The 16,376-nt window shown below is 65.6% G+C and carries 13 protein-coding genes and 2 pseudogenes; 11 read left to right on the top strand and 4 right to left on the bottom strand.

Annotated features, from left to right (window positions below; all coding sequences use genetic code 11):
• A pseudogene (locus tag ACIPQB_RS25425) lies at positions 1-251 on the top strand (methyl-accepting chemotaxis protein); the annotation flags it as partial.
• Between the two features lie 211 nt (positions 252-462).
• Here the strand turns inward: ACIPQB_RS25425 and ACIPQB_RS25420 are convergent.
• A complete protein-coding gene (locus tag ACIPQB_RS25420; protein WP_446488038.1) occupies positions 463-816 on the bottom strand; it encodes a MerR family transcriptional regulator in 354 nt (117 codons plus the stop codon).
• Between the two features lie 79 nt (positions 817-895).
• On the opposite strand from ACIPQB_RS25420, the gene ACIPQB_RS25415 reads away from it, so the two are divergent.
• A complete protein-coding gene (locus ACIPQB_RS25415; protein ID WP_446488037.1) occupies positions 896-1,711 on the top strand; it encodes an aminotransferase class IV family protein in 816 nt (271 codons plus the stop codon).
• A 337-nt stretch (positions 1,712-2,048) separates the two neighbouring features.
• On the opposite strand, the gene ACIPQB_RS25410 is transcribed toward ACIPQB_RS25415, so the two are convergent.
• Positions 2,049-2,912, bottom strand: a complete 864-nt coding sequence (locus tag ACIPQB_RS25410; RefSeq protein ID WP_446488036.1) for an AraC family transcriptional regulator — start codon at positions 2,910-2,912, stop codon at positions 2,049-2,051.
• Between the two features lie 179 nt (positions 2,913-3,091).
• Between ACIPQB_RS25410 and ACIPQB_RS25405 the strand changes: the two genes are divergently transcribed.
• A complete protein-coding gene (locus ACIPQB_RS25405) occupies positions 3,092-3,832 on the top strand; it encodes an SDR family NAD(P)-dependent oxidoreductase (RefSeq protein ID WP_446488035.1) in 741 nt (246 codons plus the stop codon).
• Between the two features lie 54 nt (positions 3,833-3,886).
• On the opposite strand, the gene ACIPQB_RS25400 is transcribed toward ACIPQB_RS25405, so the two are convergent.
• Positions 3,887-4,828, bottom strand: coding sequence for a LysR family transcriptional regulator (locus ACIPQB_RS25400; RefSeq protein WP_446488034.1), 942 nt, complete (start codon positions 4,826-4,828; stop codon positions 3,887-3,889).
• Positions 4,829-4,972: 144 nt separating this feature from the next.
• On the opposite strand from ACIPQB_RS25400, the gene ACIPQB_RS25395 reads away from it, so the two are divergent.
• The 7 genes and pseudogenes from ACIPQB_RS25395 to ACIPQB_RS25365 all read left to right on the top strand — a co-directional run bounded on the left by ACIPQB_RS25395 (position 4,973) and on the right by ACIPQB_RS25365 (position 12,467).
• Positions 4,973-5,626 carry a hydrolase gene (locus ACIPQB_RS25395; protein ID WP_446488033.1) on the top strand — a complete coding sequence of 218 codons (654 nt, stop codon included), beginning with the start codon at positions 4,973-4,975 and terminating at the stop codon, positions 5,624-5,626.
• A gap of 5 nt (positions 5,627-5,631) precedes the next feature.
• Positions 5,632-7,167 (top strand): alginate export family protein, encoded by a 1,536-nt coding sequence (locus ACIPQB_RS25390; RefSeq protein WP_446488032.1) that lies wholly within the window; start codon positions 5,632-5,634, stop codon positions 7,165-7,167.
• A 39-nt stretch (positions 7,168-7,206) separates the two neighbouring features.
• On the top strand, positions 7,207-8,274 hold the full coding sequence (locus tag ACIPQB_RS25385; RefSeq protein WP_446488031.1) for an Atu2307/SP_0267 family LLM class monooxygenase: 1,068 nt from the start codon (positions 7,207-7,209) through the stop codon (positions 8,272-8,274).
• 128 nt (positions 8,275-8,402) lie between these two features.
• A pseudogene (locus tag ACIPQB_RS25380) lies at positions 8,403-8,600 on the top strand (pirin family protein); the annotation flags it as partial.
• Positions 8,601-8,828: 228 nt separating this feature from the next.
• The gene (locus ACIPQB_RS25375) at positions 8,829-11,108 is read left to right on the top strand and encodes a GH92 family glycosyl hydrolase (protein WP_446488030.1); all 2,280 of its coding nucleotides are present in this window, start codon (positions 8,829-8,831) and stop codon (positions 11,106-11,108) included.
• A gap of 72 nt (positions 11,109-11,180) precedes the next feature.
• Positions 11,181-11,897, top strand: coding sequence for a DUF6683 family protein (locus ACIPQB_RS25370; RefSeq protein ID WP_446488029.1), 717 nt, complete (start codon positions 11,181-11,183; stop codon positions 11,895-11,897).
• Between the two features lie 219 nt (positions 11,898-12,116).
• Positions 12,117-12,467, top strand: coding sequence for an ethanolamine utilization protein (locus ACIPQB_RS25365; RefSeq protein WP_446488028.1), 351 nt, complete (start codon positions 12,117-12,119; stop codon positions 12,465-12,467).
• Positions 12,468-12,798: 331 nt separating this feature from the next.
• Here the strand turns inward: ACIPQB_RS25365 and ACIPQB_RS25360 are convergent, their stop codons facing one another.
• Positions 12,799-13,872, bottom strand: a complete 1,074-nt coding sequence (locus ACIPQB_RS25360) for an alpha/beta hydrolase (RefSeq protein ID WP_446488027.1) — start codon at positions 13,870-13,872, stop codon at positions 12,799-12,801.
• Positions 13,873-14,464: 592 nt separating this feature from the next.
• Between ACIPQB_RS25360 and ACIPQB_RS25355 the strand changes: the two genes are divergently transcribed.
• On the top strand, positions 14,465-16,369 hold the full coding sequence (locus tag ACIPQB_RS25355; RefSeq protein WP_446488026.1) for a methyl-accepting chemotaxis protein: 1,905 nt from the start codon (positions 14,465-14,467) through the stop codon (positions 16,367-16,369).
• Positions 16,370-16,376: the final 7 nt, after the last annotated feature.

Here is a 16,376-nt window from a genome sequence, read left to right as displayed (position 1 = left end):
AGGGCGAGGCCAACCAACTGCTGCAGATGATCGGCCGCTTCCAGGTCGGCGGCGTCCAGGCCGCCCGCGCCGCCCCGACCCGTCGCGCCACCGCGCCGCCGACGGCCTCGCGTCCGCTCGCCCGTCCCGCGGTCGCCCCGGCCAGCGCGGCCAGCCGCCCGGGCGTCAACCCGGTTCGCGCCGCCCAGGCCAAGCTCGCCGCCTTCACCGGCTCGGCCCAGCCGGCCGGCGACGAATGGGAAGAATTCTAGGAGTACACAGACCTGCTCATCCAAGTGCCTGATCGGAGTACGGTCGGGGCATATCCGCACCGAGCAGCTCACTTGAGCGTCTGCTTGCTGGAGTCGGGTCAACGGCAGCAATTGGCGCGGTCCAGTCGGCCATACGGACCTCCGGATCGGCAGCTGGGGTGGAAAAGCGGTTGTCGGCGCGAACGGCAGCGCTGCGTGTGCTCGGACGGCGCTATGGCGCCTCGATCTCGGCCAGGAAGCTCTGCAGAACAGCCCGGCTCTCGGCCAGTTTCGCGGCGCTATCTTCCACGCGACGGATCTGCTCGCGTAGGGTTGTCCGCAGTTCATCGCAGGGCTCGAACACGGGGCCTTCGCCGCGGATACAGGGTAGGAACTGCCGGATCGTCGCCAGGATCATGCCGGCTGAGCCCAAAAGCTTGATGCGGTTCACGGTCCGCACCTCGGCCGCGTCGTAGTCGCGATAGCCGCTGGCGGTTCGCTGCGGGTTTAACAGGCCCTCAGCCTCGTAGTAGCGCAGCATACGGATGCTCACGCCGGTTTGCTTCGCCAGTTCGCCGATCTTCATGCCAGGCCCTTGACCCTCACAGCGCTGTCACAGTTTACAGAGTCGGCTCCTGCCACAAACCCGCTTCGGAGCCAAGTCCATGTCCATTTCCTCCAGCGTCGGCCTCGCCCTGATCAACGGCCATCCCGCCAGCGCCGCGGAACTCGCTCCGCTGGCGTTTGCCGGTTTCGCCCATTTCACCGCGATGCAGGTGCGGGGACGGCAAGTGAAGGGCCTGGACCTGCACCTGGCGCGCCTACGCGAGGCGTCTCTGCGGTTGTTCGGCCAGGCGACCCCCAACGGCGTGGTGACGGACTACATCCGCGCCGCAGTTGACGCCGGCCCCGAGGACTTGTCGCTGACGGCGACGGTCTTCACGCGCCCAGGAGAGTTCACCGTCGATAGCATGGACGCTGTGCCGTCGGTCCTGGTCCGCACGGCGCCACCGTCCGATGGTCCCTCCGGGCCGCTGCGGCTTGCGACGGTAGACTACGAGCGGCCGGTGGCCTCGATCAAGCATGTCGGCGAATTCGCCAAGACCCATTACCTGCACGAAGCCCGGCGGCGTGGCTTCGACGACGCCGCATTCGTCGACCGCCGCGGGCTGCTGGGCGAGGCGACGATCTGGAACCTGGCCTTCTGGGATGGAGAGGGGGTGGTCTGGCCCCGCGCCCACATCCTGGCCGGCACGATGATGGGCATGGTTCGGCGACAGCTGGACGGAAAGGGCGTTCCCCAGCGCGAAGCCGAGATCACCCTTGATAACCTACGGACGCTGTCGGGCGGGGCGGTGATGAATTCCTGGACGCCCGGCGTAGCGGTCTCGGCGATCGCAGGGCAAGAAATTCCGCGCTCGGAGCATTTTCTAGCGCTGCTGCACCGGGCTATAGCGGCCGAGCCAGCGACGGCGCTCTGAGTGACGAGGACCGTTGTTTTCTTGCTGATGGGCGTGCCCATCATCCTCCTGGCGCGGCATCACCGCCGAAGAAGACGACGTTCGGGAGGTAGGCATCACGCCCGCCTGCTGAGAGCAGAAGTTTGGAAGTTGGTGCAAATGGGTCGGACTTCGTCATCAGCGCCCGCGTCTGAGGGGCCGGAGTCCGGGGCGACTCCAAGGGCCGCTCTTGGCGCTGTCACGCCGAAATCGGACCTGTTCAACCTGCCGGGAAGGGGGACTACGGACGCAGGTCTTGCGGTTCAGATCGGAAGCGGCAGCTCAGAGTTCTCAGCGCATCCGTATCTGCGCGCCGGTCTCACCGTGGCAGATCCTCGACCGGCGAGGCGCCGAACATGCTCTTGTACTCGCGGCTGAACTGCGAGGCGCTGGCGTAGCCGACGTCGAACGCCACGCGCGAGACGGTGGCGCTCCCGGCGACGAGCAGCTTTCGAGCCTCCAGTAGGCGCATGTGCCGCTGGAAGGCGAGGGGGCTGTAGCCCGTGATCGCCTTGAAGTGCCGGTGGAACGAGGTCACGCTCATCCCCGCGGACGCGGCGAGATCAGAGATGACAACGGACTCGCGGTTGTGGGCGGCGAGCCAGTCGGCGGCGGCCTTGATGTGGCGCACGCGCGCGTTGCGCTGGCCGATCTGGCGAAGCGTATCGCCCATCGAACTCTGCAGGAGCCGGTAGTAGAGCTCGGTCTCGTAGGGGGCCGCCAGCATGTCCACGTCATCGGGCGTGGCTACCAGGCCCACGAGCCGCGCGAACGCCTCGCCGACCTGGCCGCCAAGGTCGCCGGCCGCCGCCGCGCAGACCCAGCGATCCTCCCGTTTGGGCATATCGAGCATGATGCGCGTGAGTTTGGCAATATCGAAGTCGAGGCCGACGCCGATGTAGGGGACCGAGGGCGAGGCGTTCAGCAACTGGTCGACATAGGGCAGGCCGAAGGACGAGGCTGTGCAGGTGCCGGCGGTCAGTTCGAAACGGTTGCCGCCCATGAACAGCACCCTGGATCCCTGCAACACTGCGTAAAGCATCGGCTTGAAGGCTGCCGGCGTGGGCTCCGTCGGCGCCGTGGTCGACCAGACCGTCAGGCGAGGAACCGGTGTCGCGACCCCTACGGTCCGCGGACGGGCGGCGACGAACGGCGTCAGGTCGTCCAGCAGACGGCGGGTCATGATGTCCAGGGCTGTCATGCGGCCCAAATAGCGAGTTGGAAGGATCAGGCAAGCCTCCGGCAAGATCGGGTATGTCGCTCGATCTGCCGCCGCTTATTTCCATGCCCTGAGGAGACCGGCTCGTCGCACGTCTCCGGGGCCTGAAGTCAGGCCTTCCACCCTATCCCAATGGACGGAACATGACTGATCTCAGTGGAAAGCGCGCCCTCGTGACCGGCGGATCGCGGGGTATCGGAGCTGCGATCGCGCAGCTCCTGGCCGAACGCGGCGCGGACGTGGCGATCACCTACCAGAACTCGCCCGACCGCGCGGACGCCGTCGTATCCGCGATCCAGAAACTGGGCCGCCGCGGCCTGGCCATCCAGGCCGACAGCGCCGATCCGGCCGCCGCCAAGCAAGCGGTCGCCGACACAGTCGCGTCGCTCGGCGGCCTCGATATCCTTGTCAACAACGCCGCCATTGGCTTGGCCGGGTCGATCGCGGAGCTCGATCTGGCGCAATATCAGACCTTGATGGACATCAATGTGCGCGGCCCGGTCGTTTATGCGCAGGCCGCCATCCCACACCTGACACAGGGCGGCCGCATCATCTCGATCGGCTCGGCGCTCGGCGATCGCGTGCCGTTCCCGGGCGTCACGGCCTACGCGATGTCGAAGTCCGCGCTGCTGTCCTTCACACGCGGCCTGTCGCGCGAGCTTGGTCCACAAGGCGTCACGGTGAACCTCGTCTCGCCTGGGTCGGTCGACACCGAGGCCAATCCAGCCGATGGCGACAGCGCCGATTTCCAGCGCAGCCTCTCGTCTGTCGGCCGTTACGCTCAGGCAAGTGAGATCGCCGCGGCGGTCGCGTTCCTCGCCAGCCCGGCCGCGAGCGTGATCAATGGGACGGTGCTGACCGTGGATGGCGGCGCAAACTCCTAAAACCGGCGGACCGGATGCAGGCGCGCCCGACCTATAAATCCATCCAGGGGGAATCTAGCCGACCGGCCCCGTCCGGCCCGACGCCGACAAGGATTGCTTACGGGCCTGCGCGAGCGCCGCCATTGGATTGGGATGGTCGCAGTATTCAATCAAGAGCTCTGTGAGGATGCGAATCTTGCGAGCAGGATGCTGGCCCGGAGGACGCACCACGTAAACGCCCGCTGCGGGCGGCGGATAGCGCGTCATGATCGGGACCAGAGCGCCCGAGGCGACGTGCTCGTCGGTGAAGTCGTCTGGAAGCCAGGCAAGCCCAAGGCCTGCGACGGCGGCGGCGACGAGCGCGACGCCGTTGTCGGCTTTGAAACGGCCTTGGGGGCGCACCGAGATGACCTTTTCGCCGTCCATGAACTGCCAGGCTTCCGTGCCCTGCATGAGCGCCTCGTGATGGGCGATCTGGTCGGGCGTCTCGGGCGCGCCGTGCGCGGCGATGTAGTCGGGACTGGCGACGAGCTTGCCCAGGATCGGCGCGACGCGTCGGGCGACCAGGGTTGAGTCCTGGAGATAGCCGATGCGGATCGCGCAGTCGTAGCCCTCCGCCACGAGGTCGACGAAGCGATCCGTGTAGCAGGTCTGGATACTGAGCCGGGGATGGCGACGCGCCATTTCGGCAAGGATCGGCGCGACGTGCGTGGGGCCGTAGGTCAGGGGCGCCGAGATCCGCAACCGCCCGCGCAGATCGCCCTCGGGAAGGATCGTTTCCATGGCCACGTCGATCTCGGCGCTGATCCGGGCCGCATAGTCCCTGAAGGTCGCCCCGGTTTCCGTCAGCACGGTCCCTCGCGTGGTCCGCGCCAGCAGATGCGCGCCCAACTCCGTTTCCAGCCGCAAGAGCCGGCGGCTGACAATGGATTTGGAGACGCCAAGCCGACGCGCGGCCTGCGAGACACCGCCCGCGTCGGCCACTTCGACAAAGGTGCGCAGGTCGTCTGTATCCAAGTTGGCGTTCCTCGTTCTGCGACACGGCGTAGCAATGTCAGGTGGTACCGCGTCGAAAACGGGAATGGCAATGTCCGATGAGGCCGCGCGCTTGCGGCGCACGCCCTTCCTCAAATGTTCCGACAACTGCAGCAGAGAATGATCATGACGCTCCGCAACGGACTCGACTCGCTCCTTCGCCCGGAAGACTCCGTCCTCGTGTTGATCGACCACCAACCCTACCAACTGGCCAATCTGAACAGCCACGACCCGCAGGCGGTGGTGAACAACACCACGGCGCTGGCGAAGCTGGCCAAGGCATTTGAAGTTCCGACCATTCTCACCAGCGTGATCGCGGGTCGTGGAGGCCTTCTTTTCAAGCAGATCACCGACGTGTTTCCGGGCCAGGACGTCATCGATCGCACCTGGGTGAACACCTGGCAGGATGAGAAGGTGGTGGACGTCGTCAAGGCGACCGGCCGCAAGCAGCTGATCATCGCCGGCCTGTGGACCGAGGTCTGCGTGGCGATGCCTGTGATCCAAGCCCTTGGCGAAGGCTGGGACGTGACCGTGATCACCGACGCGTGCGGCGGCGTTTCGACCGAGTCTCACCAAGTCGCCATCCAGCGGATGATCACCGCTGGCGCCAACATGATGACCGTGATGGCCCTGGCTGGTGAATGGCAGCGGGACTGGGCGCGCACCGAACACGTCGAGGAACTGACTGAAATCATGATCTCGCACATGGGCGGCAGCGGCATCGCCTATCTGTGGGAACAGCAACTTCTGAAGACGCCTGTCGAAAACAACGCAGGCTGATCGGGATGGGCGGCGAGCATTGGCCGGGCGCATTTCTGCAGACCGCTGGCATGATGCTCGTCATCTACCTTCTTCGGGCCGGAACCGCGCTGAGGCGTGTGTCGTCCAGTGACGGCGATCGACTCAGCGCCCCCCTGCTGGCGAGCGCCAGATGGCGGCTTGTGGTCGCAGCCGCCTCGCTGATGCCTTCTGCAGCGAGCGCGCAAGTGTCGACCAACATGGAGCGAGCCCCGACGCTGACCATCGAGCGATATTCCGAGGATTGGTCCTGGCTCGCCGATCCGGCCGACCGCAAGGGGGATTGGGCGGAGCCGTTGAAGTATATTCCGCTGAACGACGACGGCGCGACCTACCTCACGACCGGCCTTGAGGCGCGTTCACGCTATGAAGGCTATGAGAATGCGAACTGGGGATCATCGCCGAACGATGGTTACGTCTGGAATCGCCTGATGCCCTACGCCGATCTCCACGTCGGCAAGGTCCGGTTTTTCGCGATGCCGATCCTTTCGGCGATTTCAGGAACAGATCGGCCGAAACGGCCGGCGGACACGACCGGCGTCGACATGCTGCAGGCGTTTGTCGACGTGGACCTCGCGGCGTCGGGTGGCGACTCACTCCGACTGTCTGCTGGGCGGAAGCTGGTTTCACTTGGATCGGGACGGTTCATCGACAGGCGCTATGGAACCGGCGTTCCACTGCCCTTTGACGGATTTGAAGCCATCCTTACCGGGAAGACGCGCCGCGTGACCGGGTTCTACCTTCAGCCGGTCGACACAGGGCTGGGGGAATTCAACGACCGGCGCTCGCACGACAAGGCGGTATGGGGCGTCTACGCCACACGGTGGCTCGACGCGAAGCATCTGAACGGCTTTGATGTGTACTACATCGGCCTGCGAGACCGGAACGCCGTCTTCGATCAGGGATCTGGCAGGCAACTGGCGCACACCTTCGGTTCGAGGATCTTCGGCGACAACGGCGCCTGGTATTGGAACATCGAAGCCGCGTATCAGCGTGGCGCCTTCGCCGGCCACCGATCGGAGGCGTGGGGCGCGGGGTTCGAGACGGGGTATCGCTTCCGGAACGCATCCCTGCGACCCGAGGTCGCCCTCACCGCCGACATCGTTTCCGGCGACGGCGACCCGAAAGATCCGAAGCTGGGAACGCTGAATCCGCTTTTCCCGAACGGCAAGTATTTCGGAGCGCTGTCGCCGATCGGTCCGCGAAACCTGATTCACCTGCGACCCTCAACGACGGTTCATCCGCACAAGGACGTCGCAATATCGCTAACCGGAGTGGCCTATTGGCGTGAGAGCACGCACGACGGAATCTACGCCATTCCCGGGCTACTGGTACGCAGCGGCAAGGACAGCGACGCGCGCTTCATCGGAAAGCAGATCGAACTTGCCGCGAGCTGGCAGGCGACGCCGAAGTTGAACCTGACCGGGTCACTGAGCGCCTTCGATCCCGGCCCATTCATTCGTGACACTGGGTCGGCGCGGATCATCAGGATGGTCGGCGCACAGACGACCTTCAGGTTCTGAACGTGCGGCCGTCGGCGCTCGGGCTGGGTCGATCACCGCATGACTGAACCGAATGGAGCATCCCCAATGGAAATCGGTATCGACAGCTTCGCCGCCATCCTGCCTGAGCCTGAAACGGGCAAGCCGCCCTCGGCGGCCGACAGGATGGGCGAGCTCCTGAGAGAGGTCGAGGTCGCCGACCGGGTCGGTTTGGACGTCTTCGGCATCGGCGAGCACCATCGCGCCGAATTTCTGGATTCCGCGCCGGCGGTGATCCTGGCCGCGGCCGCCGCGCGCACGAGCCAGATCCGGCTGACGAGCGCAGTGACCGTCCTGAGCGCCGCCGACCCGGTTCGTGTTTTCCAAGAGTTCGCGACCGTCGATCTCATCTCCAAGGGACGCGCCGAGCTGGTGGTCGGGCGAGGATCGTTTGGCGAGGCCTTTCCGCTGTTTGGCCTGGACACCCGCGCTTACGACGACCTCTTTGCAGAGAAACTGGACCTCCTCCTGGCCCTTCGCGAAACCGCCCACCCCATCTGGCAGGGCCGCTTTCGCCCGGCGCTCACCGGCCAGGGCGTTTTTCCGCGTCCGCATCAACTGCGCCTGCCGGTCTGGCTCGGAGTTGGCGGCACGCCGGAATCGTTCGCCCGCGCCGGCCTGCTGGGCCTGCCGCTGATGGTGGCGATCATCGGCGGTTCGTTCGGGCGCTTCAGGCCGCTGGTCGATCTCTATCGCCGGGCCGGAGCGCGCGCCGGGCATGATCCGGCGACGCTGAAGGTCGGCGTCCACGCCATGGGCTTCGTCGGTGAGACCGACGGCGCGGCCATGGACGCGTTCTTCCCCGGCTGGGCGCATCTGACCGGCACGGTCGGCCGCGAACGCGGCTGGTCGCCCCCGACGCGCCAGCAGTTCGACGCCTTGGCCGGGCCGGACGGCGCCTTCCTCGTCGGCAGCCCCCAGACCGTGGCCGCCAAGATGCTGCAGGCCAGCACGGCTCTTGGAGGTCTTGCCCGCATCACCTTCCAGATGAGCACCGCCTCGCTTGAGACCTCGGCGATGCAGCGCTCGATCGAACTTCTCGGCGCGGACGTCGCGCCAATTATTCGCGCCGCCAGAGCGGCCGCCTAGAGCATCGCGCGGAAAAGTGGCCGCCGGTTTTCCGCAATAGCGATGCGAAAACAAAAGCCTAGAGCCCGTCGCGCGATTCCTAATATCGCGCGACGGGCTCTAGACAGCCTGCGCCAAGGAGAAACGACATGATTGAAATGGTGATCGAAGCCCGGCGTCGCAGTCTCGGCGGCGGCCTGGACGTTGGCCGGGTGCTGCCTTTCGCCAGGCGCAGGATGGTCGGCCCTTTCATCTTCTTCGACCACATCGGGCCGATTGACATCGGGGCCGGGGTCGGCCGCGATGTCGACATGCGCCCCCATCCCCACATCGGCCTTTCGACCGTCATCGTTTGACGCAGGCGAGCGCGTAGCTCTTGGGCTTCCAACCTCAGGCGAACGGCTTCGGCGACCAGCTCGTCTGCTCGCTGACGTTCCGCTGTCCACCTCGCGAAACCGGCCCGACAAGGTCGGGGGTCCAGCGAGGAACCCATCCAATGATTGTCGTTCGACAAACCCAGGGCTCTGGCCACTAATCGGCGGCCATTTGACGAAGAGCGCGCAAGAGGCATGAGGATGACCAAAAAGACGGGCGCGCTTCCGGCGCGAAGCCATGTGGCGCTGGGGATTCTAGCGTGCCTGCTTTTCCTGGCCTCGGCGGCGATGGCCGGCGGCACCGCCGCGCGGGCCCAGTCAAACCCGGTGGACTGGGTGAACCCCTATATCGGCACGGGCGGAACGGAAAACGGCCCCGAGTACGCCGGGACGACGCCTCTGGTCACCACCCCCTTCGGGATGACCAACTGGACCGCCCAGACCCGCCAGAACCGCATCAGCGTCGCTTCGTATGCTTACGAAGACCAATGGATCACCGGCTTCATCGGCACCCACCAGCCCGCCATCTGGATGGGAGACTACGGCTACGTCACGTTGATGCCCGAGATGGGCTCGCTCCAGCCCAGCCCCGAATACCGTCGACTGCGCTTCAGCCATGCCGATGAGGTGGTCACGCCCTACTACTATTCCGTTCACATGGGCGACGCCGAGACGGGCAAGCGCATCCGCGCCGAGATGACCGCCACCGACCATGCCGGCTATCTGCGCTTCACCTTTCCTGCCGGAACCAAGCGGTCCATCCTGGTCGAGGCGACGCGCGCGGGCGCCCGCGGCTGGATCAAGGTGGACGCCGTCCGGGGCGAGATCGTCGGCTACAATCCCGATCGGATGGACGCCCACCTGAGCAAGGTCAAGCTGTCCAACTTCAAGGGCTATTTCGTCGTCCGCTTCCGGGGGCCGATGTCGGAGGGCGGCGTCTATCAAGGTCCGCTTTCGGCGCCGGGAACCGAGATCGAGGGCGACAATGTGGGCGCCTTCGCGCGGTTCGACGACGGTGATGATCCAGTGGTCGAGGCCCAGGTCGGTACGTCCTTCATCAGCATCGAGCAAGCGCGCGCCAACCTCGACGCCGAGCTGCCACAATGGGATTTCGACGCCACCGTCGCCGCGCTTAAGGCGATCTGGAACAACAAGCTGGGCCAGATCACCGTCGACGGCGCCAGCGACGACCAGCGGCGCATCCTCTATACCGGCCTCTACCACGCCCTGCTGTATCCCAGGCTCTTCTCCGAGCACGGGCGCTACTACAGCGCCTTCGACGACAAGGTGCACGACGGCGAGGCCTATACCGCCTTTTCGACTTGGGACACCTTCCGAGCCGAGAACAGCCTGCTGACCTTGATCGCCCCCGAGCGGATCGACGGCATGGTCCGGGCGCTGCTGCAGGATTACCAGGAGGGCGGATACATGCCCAAATGGCCCAATCCGTCCTACACAAACATCATGATCGGCACTCACGCGGACTCCCTGGTGGCCGAGGCGGTCGCCAAGGGCTTCAAGGGGTTCGACCTCAAGCTGGCCTACGCCGCCGTCCTCAAGGACGCGACGGTCCCTCCGGAGGGCGACACCACGCGCCGCTGGCTTGACCGCGAGCCGGGTGATCCCTACGAGGCCCGCGCCGGCCTCAGCTGGTCCAGCGCGCTAGGCTACATCCCGGCCGACAAGGTTTCGGAATCCGCCTCCAGCACGCTGGAGGAGGCCTATGACGACCATGCCGTGGCGCGCATCGCCAAGGCCGCCGGCGATGAGGCGGGCTATCGCCGCTTCACCGAGCGCTCGCTCCGCTACAAGACCCTGTTCAATCCCGCCCGGGGCTTCATGCAGGCCCGCAATCTCGACGGGACCTGGGCCTCGCCGCGGGAGGGTTGGACCGAGGGCGACGAGTGGGCCTACCTGTTCTCTGCTCTCCATGACATTCCGGGAACGATCCGGCTGCTGGGCGGCGAGGCGGCGTTCAACGCCAAGCTGGACGAGCATTTCGCCGGGGGGCACAACCGGCACGACAACGAGCCGAGCCACCACTACAGCTACCTCTATGACTTCGGCGGCCAACCCTGGAAAACCCAGGCCTGGGTCCGCCGGATCGCGCGGGACGCCTATGGCGACACACCGACCGGTGTGCTGGGCAACGAGGACTGCGGACAGATGTCCGCCTGGTACATCTTCGCGGCCCTGGGGTTCTATCCGGTCGATCCGGTGTCCACCGAGTACATGATCGGCAGCCCGCTCTATGCGAGCGCCACGCTGAACCTGCCCAACGGCAAGCGCTTTTCGGTGAAGGCCGCCAACAACAGCGACGCCAATCCTTACATCCAGTCCGCGACCCTGAACGGCAGGCGGCTCGACACACCGTTGGTCACCTATCAGCAGATCGTCGCCGGCGGTGAACTGGCTTTCGTGATGGGTCCCAAGCCGTCCCACTGGGCCGCGGGCTGGCGGGGACGCCGCTTGCATCGGTGAGGCACTCTCGCATCGCCGGCGCGATCAAAAATGGGCACTGTTCAACCGGAATGGGCTTAACGGAGAGCAGGCATGAGAGCCGCCGTTGCGCTGGGGGTAGCCCTGGCTTTGCGGATCGTCGGACAGGCCTCAGCCCAGGACATGGGCTGGAGCACCATAACGCCCTCGATCACGGGCGTTGATCCGCTCGGTCAGGTGCTGCGGGAGCAGCGGGAACAACAGCGAACCGGCGCGGCCGCTCCGGCGCGGCCCGATCCACAGGCCGAGTCCACCTTCTACACGCCGTCGAAGGCGAGACGAGCGGCTAACCTGCAGCAGTTCGTCGACCGAACGCGCGCCGTCGATCCGGCCGGAGCGGAGGGGCTCGCCAAAACTTTCGCCGCAGGCGACATCATTGAGAAAATCGGCGCAGCCGTCGCACCGCAGGGGCTGCGCATCGACAACCTCGCGGACGCCTACGCCGTCTATTGGATCAACGCCTGGCAAGCGACCCAGGGGCGGAACGACACGCCCAGCCGGGCCACCATCGCCGCCGTCAGGGTCCAGGCGGAACGCGCCTTGGCGAAAGCGCCCGCATTCGCCAGCGGCGGCGACGCGATGAAGCAGCAGCTCGCGGAGACCCTTTGGATCCAGTCCGCCCTGATCGACGGCAGCGTCGAGCAAGCGAAGGGAAAGCCGGCTGTGATGGCCGAACTCGGTAAGGCTGTCGCGCAAGGTGCGCGGGGCATGGGCCTGGAACTGGGGGCGATGACGCTCACGCCCAACGGCTTCGAGCCCCTGCGCCGGTAGAGGCCCCCGTCGCCGCACTCGGCGTTCAGTCTCGAATGTCTGGATTGTGGAAAGGTCCTAGGTTCAGCTCTCGGCGCACTGTCGCCGCCTCCCTTCCCTACGGCAGGTGGCCACCAGCGATCCTCAGATCGCGCGAGCCAGGGCGCCCGGTCCAGCTTGCAATCGGTCTTGGCTATCCAATCTCGAGATCTCAGCGTCAGGTCAGCATGGAGGGCTGTGATGGAAGTGCGCAAGTTCACGATTGCGGACGCGTCGTTGGAACGTTCCCCCGGACAGGAAGCCGAGGTCTTCGTCGGCAACTTGGTCGATGAGCGCCATGGTGGGCCGATCACCATCGGCTATGGCCGGTACGGTCCCGGCCAAACCCTGGCCGAGACGATCGCCGTCGATGACGTGATGATCGTCCTGGAAGGAAGGCTATCAGTCTCGACCGGATCGACGGACGTCACCGCGGGTCCTGGCGAGATCGCCTACATGCCCAAGGGCCAGGCCGTGACCATCCGCTCGCATGAAGAGGGCGCGCTGACGGCCTACGTCACTTACCCCCATTGGCGGCCGGTCCACGCTTAGTTCGCGGCGGGTCACCGCTGAACCGTGGCCGGCGGCGGATGACAACCGCCGTCGAGCCCCAGACTCGTGGCTCACCCGAGACCGCCCCTGAAGGTCCGGTTCCTGCAGCGACCCAAGCGTCTGCTTCTGGCGCAAGCCGACCGGCCGATCCAATGTCCCTCGAGCCAGGCCAGATCGGCCAGGGTGGTCGGCGGACTGGAAGCGCCTTTGGCCAGCAGCTTGATCATGGCCCGGGGGCCCTCAGGCGAGCCTTGTGCCAAGGCTGGCGGCGTCGCCATGAGCGCCGTGGCGATCAACAGCGCCTGAAAGAGGGCGGGCACGCGGCGTGGGATCATCTTGATGCCTCATCGAAAACCAGATGGCGGGCGAAGAACGGCAGAACATCGGTATAGACGCGGCCTTGCTCGCCCCAATGCCGATCGCGGAAACCGCCTTCGTGCTCCTCGGCTTCATGCGGCACGCCATATTCGTCGAGCAGGCGGGACAGGGCTTGATTACCGTAGACGTGGTCGACGATCGGGTCGGCTCGGCCCCAGTCGAACTTGAAGCCCCTGAGTGTCTTCAGGTTCTCCGCGTAGGACGGGAGCTGGGCGGCGAGGCTGAAGTGGTCATGGAACCGAGCCATGACGTCGGTGTCGACCACCACGCGACCATCGACGCTGCGCGCCGGCGGATCGAAGAACAGCGGCGGCCGATCCGGATTAGGCAGGGCCGCCTGATAGATCGAGGTGAAGATCCGCGAAAAACCGTCGTCGCCCAGATCGTCCAGCGAGCGCGCCTTCGCCAGCCGTTCCCAGTCGGGTCGGCTATGCGTCGTCTGGAGGTTCGCCCCCGCGCCGACCGGCTGCATGCCGTAGACCGATCCGAACACCTGAGGATAGCGCATGCCGAAACGGATCGCGCCATAGGCGCCGACGCCGTCGCCGACGACACCGCGCGAGTCTCGACTGGCCAGCGTCCGATAGCGCGCGTCGACATAGGGAACCAGCTCGCGCACCATGAAGTCCTCCCAGTTCCCGGTGGCGGGCGAGTTGGCGTACCAGGAGCTGCCGGCCGGGGTTGAGAAGTCGGCCGTGACGACGATCACATCGCCAATCACGCCCTGACCGATCGCCCGGTCGAACAGTGCCGCCGCGCCATAGTTGGCGAAGGGCGCGGTGTGATCCTCGAAGAAGTGATTGAGATAGTAGATGACCGGGAAGCGCCGCTTCTGATCCGCATAGCCAGGCGGCAGATAGAGGGTGAGCTTGCACAGCGGTGAGAGGCCGATCTTGCTGCCAGTAAAGCTTTTGGATCGCAGCTCGGCGGCGATCAGCCGCCCTGACGGCTGGCCGACCGCCACCGACCCCATCCCGAACATCAGTAGAAAACAGAAACAGGCAAATAGCCCGAGCCGCCTGGACATGCCCATCCTCCATCGCCGTGGCGTCTAGAAGCGGCACGAGGTGACCGGTCGCAACCGCAACGGGCCAGGCGGGATCGACGGCTCCGTGAGCGGGACCCGCCTTGAGAAGTGTGGGGCCGTGATCGATTTAGACAGCGGATGGCCGTTCTTCACGCCCTTCGCGGACTCTGGACGTCGGGGGATGGCCACAGCGCCAGTTTCCGCTTCTGGCGCCAGGCTGTCGTTCGCCGTAGGGGGCGATGGTCTGTTTGCCGCCCTCGACTGTAAGGGAGGCATAAGGGCGCGGGAGCAGCGAGCCTTCCCTCCGTTCCGCCACGCCGAGAACAGATGTTCCCGAATATGAAACATGCTTTCCTGAAGTGGGAGGTCTAGCGTTGCAAATCTGAAGGCTTCAACCCCAGAAAATGCGACAGTATTTCGCAGGTTGCGGTGCGGCCTGACGACGGTCAGATAACATCAGTCAACGACTTGTTATTAACCACAGGCCAATCTCGTCGAGCAAGGGACTCGTCCTGGCGAGATTTTGAGAGGCGGCGAGCCATCGCCGACCTCGATCTGGTCGCCGCCAGGACCCTCAGGGGCAGGCGCGACGATGAATTTCGACAATCTTCGGCTTCGAACCAAGACGCTGGTCCCGTTGATCGGCATGGCGCTCGTGTTCGCCCTCGTGGTGGCGGGAGGCGTCTTCAAGCTGAGCGAGCTTTCTCATCGCTATGCGCAGATCACCGATGGCGTAGACCCGGCGATCCTGCGGTTGGCCGGGGTGGCGCGATTCACCAACAGCCTCGGTCGAAATGCGTACCAGTCCATGAACTACGATCCCGCCTCGCCGCGTGGGAAACAGGTCATGGCGGAATTCCACGAGGTCAGGACGCTGGCCGCGGAAGCCTTCGACGACGCGATCCGCCTGAACCCCGCCAAAGCCGAACAGTACCGCGCCTTCAAGGCGCGGTTCGACCGCGTCTATGAGGCAGCTCAGAAGCCGGTTGCGATCGGCAGCACCTTCCCCAGCCTCACCGACATCAAATCGTTCACGCCCGAGAACCTCGATCAGCTCGCCGCCGCTGCGAGCGCGATGGCGGCCGTGGATGTCGAGATCACCGCGCTGGCCGCTGACATCAAGACGTTCAACACGGCCCTCGAGCGGGAGAACGGCGTAACAGTGGCGGCGTTGAAACAGGATGCGGCCAAGACGACTATCATGATGGTGGTCTTTGGCTTGGCGTCGATCCTGACCGGCCTTGGAGTTTCAGTCTGGATTGCGAACGCCAAGATCGCCGCCCCGCTCGTTCGGCTTGGCGAGCGCATGAAGCGACTGGCCCAGGGCGATTTGACCGTGGACGTGGAAGGCCAGGAGCGCGGCGACGAGGTGGGCGCCATGGCCAAGGCCGTGCAAGTGTTCAAGGATAATGCTCTGAAGGGTCAGGCCATGGAGGACGAGGCCCGGCGTCTGCGTGAGGAGGCGGAGGCGCAGCGGCAAGCCGCCGAGCAGGAACGTGCCGCGCGGGCCGCGGAGTTGGCCAGGGTCGTGGAAGCGCTGGCGGGCGGCCTGCAACGGCTGGCCGACGGCGTGTTGACCCATCGCCTGGAGGAGCCATTCGGCCGCGACTACGAACAACTGCGTGGAGACTTCAACGCCGCGATCGACAAGCTGCAGTCAGCATTGGGCGCGGTGGTGTCTTCAGCCAGAAGCATCAAATCCGGCTCCAGCGAGATCAGCCAGGCGGCTGATAGCCTGTCACGCCGCACCGAGCAGCAGGCCGCGAGCTTGGAAGAGACCGCCGCGGCGCTAGACGAGATCACGGCCACGGTGCGCAAGACGGCCGAAGGCGCGCGCGACGTTCGCAGGGTGGTAGGCCGCGCAAAGGAGGATGCCGAGGCTTCCGGGAAGATCGTCGAGCAGGCGGTCGATGCAATGAGCGCCATCGAGCGTTCCTCAGGCGAGATCAACCAGATCATCGGCGTGATCGACGAGATCGCGTTCCAGACCAACCTGCTGGCTCTGAACGCCGGCGTCGAAGCCGCCCGCGCCGGCGACGCCGGGAGGGGCTTTGCCGTGGTGGCCTCCGAGGTTCGCGCCCTCGCCCAGCGCTCGGCGGAGGCCGCGAAGGAGATCAAGGCGCTGATCGCCACCTCGACGAGCGAGGTCGGCCAAGGGGTTGAACTGGTCGGACAGACCGGAAAGGCCCTGCGGCGCATCGCCGACCATGTCTCGGAGATCAGTGGCGTCGTCGAGGCGATCAGCCATTCGACGGAGGAACAGGCCACCGGCCTCGCGCAGGTGAACACCGCCATCAACCAGATGGATCAGGCAACACAGCAGAACGCGGCCATGGTCGAGGAGTCCACCGCGGCGAGCCATGGTCTTTCGCAGGAAGCCGTCACCTTGACGGATCTGATGCTGGGATTCCAGGTCGGAGCCCCCAAGCGCGCTGCGGACGGCGTCCAGCCGATCCGGTCCGCGCAGGAACGCATCGCGAAGTTCGCGACATCCTGATCGTGGG

The organism is Caulobacter sp. LARHSG274 (assembly GCF_052871235.1).
This window is presented reverse-complemented; position numbering and strand designations above follow the sequence as displayed.